This window comes from Mesorhizobium sp. M7A.F.Ca.ET.027.03.2.1 (assembly GCF_003999175.1).
Taxonomy (GTDB): Bacteria; Pseudomonadota; Alphaproteobacteria; order Rhizobiales; family Rhizobiaceae; genus Mesorhizobium.
Window position 1 is genome coordinate 1 of sequence record NZ_RZOM01000955.1, and the last position, 2416, is coordinate 2416.

1 protein-coding gene and 1 pseudogene are annotated in these 2416 nt (G+C 64.2%); both read right to left on the reverse strand.

Features of this window, described 5'->3' with window-relative positions:
- Window positions 1-257: pseudogene (locus tag EN750_RS29535) on the reverse strand (ABC transporter permease); the annotation flags it as partial.
- Between the two features lie 276 nt (window positions 258-533).
- Window positions 534-2063 carry an ABC transporter ATP-binding protein gene (locus EN750_RS29545; protein WP_127398862.1) on the reverse strand — a complete coding sequence of 510 codons (1530 nt, stop codon included), beginning with the start codon at window positions 2061-2063 and terminating at the stop codon, window positions 534-536.
- Window positions 2064-2416 lie beyond the last annotated feature (353 nt).

The following is a 2416-nucleotide window of genomic DNA, read 5'->3' on the forward strand; positions in this document are numbered from 1 at the left end:
TTCCAGAATTTTGCCCGGAAGGCGACCGCGACCGCCAGTCCGGTGAAGATCATAGGCGTGGCGCGCACCATCGTTTCGGTGATCGCGTAGCTGTCGCCCAGCGATGCCGTGAACATCACGCCATAGGCTTCGAGCACGCCGGCGCCGGCCAGCGCAATCAGGCCGCTACACAAGATGAGCGTTGCTCCGATCGCCAGCAATGGCAGAGCGAAGTTGAACCAGGCCGGCGTCGAGCTGCGGACCTCCAGGCGAAACATCAGCTGTGGCCCTCCGCCTTCGGTACAGTAGTCGAACCGATACATGAGGCGTTGGCGCCGCCCCTCATCCGCCTGCCGGCACCTTCTCCCCGTATAGTGACGGGGAGAAGGTGGATGGCTGCGGCCTTAGCGCTCTTCCTGCAACGTTCACAATTGGCGAAACCGTCGATGATAGCGCCCCTCTCCCCGTCACTATACGGGGAGAGGATGCCGGCAGGCAGGTGAGGGGCAGCGCTGACGGCCAAAGCAATGTGTTGTGGGCGATATCCGAGGAAGTCAGGCAACAGCATAATTCAAGCCACTCCCCTCCGCCCCGGTCATCATCAGGCCGAGCCGCGCGATCGTCGCATCGGCGCTGTCGAGCGTGCCGACGATGCGGCCTTCATACATCACCGCGATGCGGTCGCAGAGCACCAGCAGCTCTTCGAGATCTTCGCCAATGACGATGATGCCGCAGCCCTTGGCCCGCATGTCGAGGAACTTTTCATGGATGAAGCGGGCGGCACCGATGTCAAGCCCGCGCGTCGGCTGCGAGACAACAAGCACCTTCGGATCGAAGGCAAGCTCGCGTGCCAACAACGCCTTCTGCAGATTGCCGCCGGACAATGCGCCGGCCCGGGTCATCGGCCCAGGGCACCTGATATCATAGGCCTTGATCTGCGCCTCGGCAAAGGCGCGGATCGCATCCGGCTTGAGCAGGCCTTTGCTGCTGAACGCCGCGGTGCCGATGCGAGGCAGCACCATCGAATCGGCGAGCGGCAGATTGGTCACCAGCCCTGTGGTCATGCGGTCTTCCGGGATACGTCCGAGCCCGAGCGCCTGCACCTCCCGCGGCGAAAACCGCGAGACCTTTTGGCCGGCAATCGTCATCCGTCCGGCATCGGGCGCCCGCACGCCGGAGATCACCTCCGCCAGCGCCCGCTGGCCATTGCCCGACACCCCGGCAATGCCGAGGATTTCGCCGGCACGGACGGCAAGCGATACGTCGCGCAGCGGCGTGCCGGAATGATGCGAGGTGGAAATGCCGTCGAGTGTCAGCACATCAGCACCTGGCGTCGATGGTCCCCGCGCCGGCGGCACGATCTCATGGCCGCACATCAGTGTTGCCATCTCCGAGGATGTCGTGTTGGCGGGGTCATCGACGCGGCCGGCAACGCGGCCATGCCGCAGCACCGTGCAGCGATGCGTCAGCGCCCGCACCTCGTTGAGCTTGTGCGAGATGAAGATGATGCCGAGACCTTGCGCCGCCATAGAACGCAACGCCGAAAACAGCCCGTCGACCTCGCTTGGCGCCAGCACCGCTGTCGGCTCGTCGAGGATCAGCAGCCTGGCGCCACGAAACAGAGCCTTGACGATTTCGAGCCGCTGCTGCTCGCCGACCGACAGCGCCGAGACCGGCAGGTTCGGGTCAAGCATCAGCCCATGCTGGCGGCCGATCTCGGCCAGCCGCGCCAGCCCGCCGGCGCGGTCGATCCGTCCTGTCTTGCCGGGAATGCCGATCAAAAGATTTTCCAGCACAGTCAGCCGCGGCGCGAGGTGAAAATGCTGGTGCACCATGCCGATGCCGGCGGCCAGCGCATCGGCGGAACTGGTGATCCTGACCGGCTTGCCCTGGATGAGGATTTCCCCAGCATCGGGCGCATAGGCGCCGAACAGCACATTCATCAGCGTCGTCTTGCCGGCGCCGTTCTCGCCCAGCAACCCCAGGATCTCGCCGGGTGCCACGCTGAGATCGACGGCCTCGTTCGCCTTGACGGCGCCGAAGCTCTTGGTGATGCCGCGCATTTCGATGAGGGGGGCGGGCAAGGGCAAGGATGCTCCTGATCGGAGTTGGCTTTGCGGTTCAGCTTTGATTGAGAGGGATGCGCTGCACCCCCCTCTGGCCTGCCGGCCATCTCCCCCTCAAGGGGGGAGATCGGATGTCATTTCGGCTTTCGCCAATTTTCTACGCCGAAGCAGGAGTGCCGCCGACAAAGCCGCCAATCTCCCCCCTTGAGGGGGAGATGTCCGGCAGGACAGAGGGGGGGCGCCTAGCACCAACCCCAAAAGCCAGAGCGTCAATCCGAAACCGGCGTATTCTCGTCCACATCCACCCGGAAATTGCCTTCGAGGATCTCGGCCTTCTTCTTTTCGACCAGCTCCTTCACATCAGCCGGCAG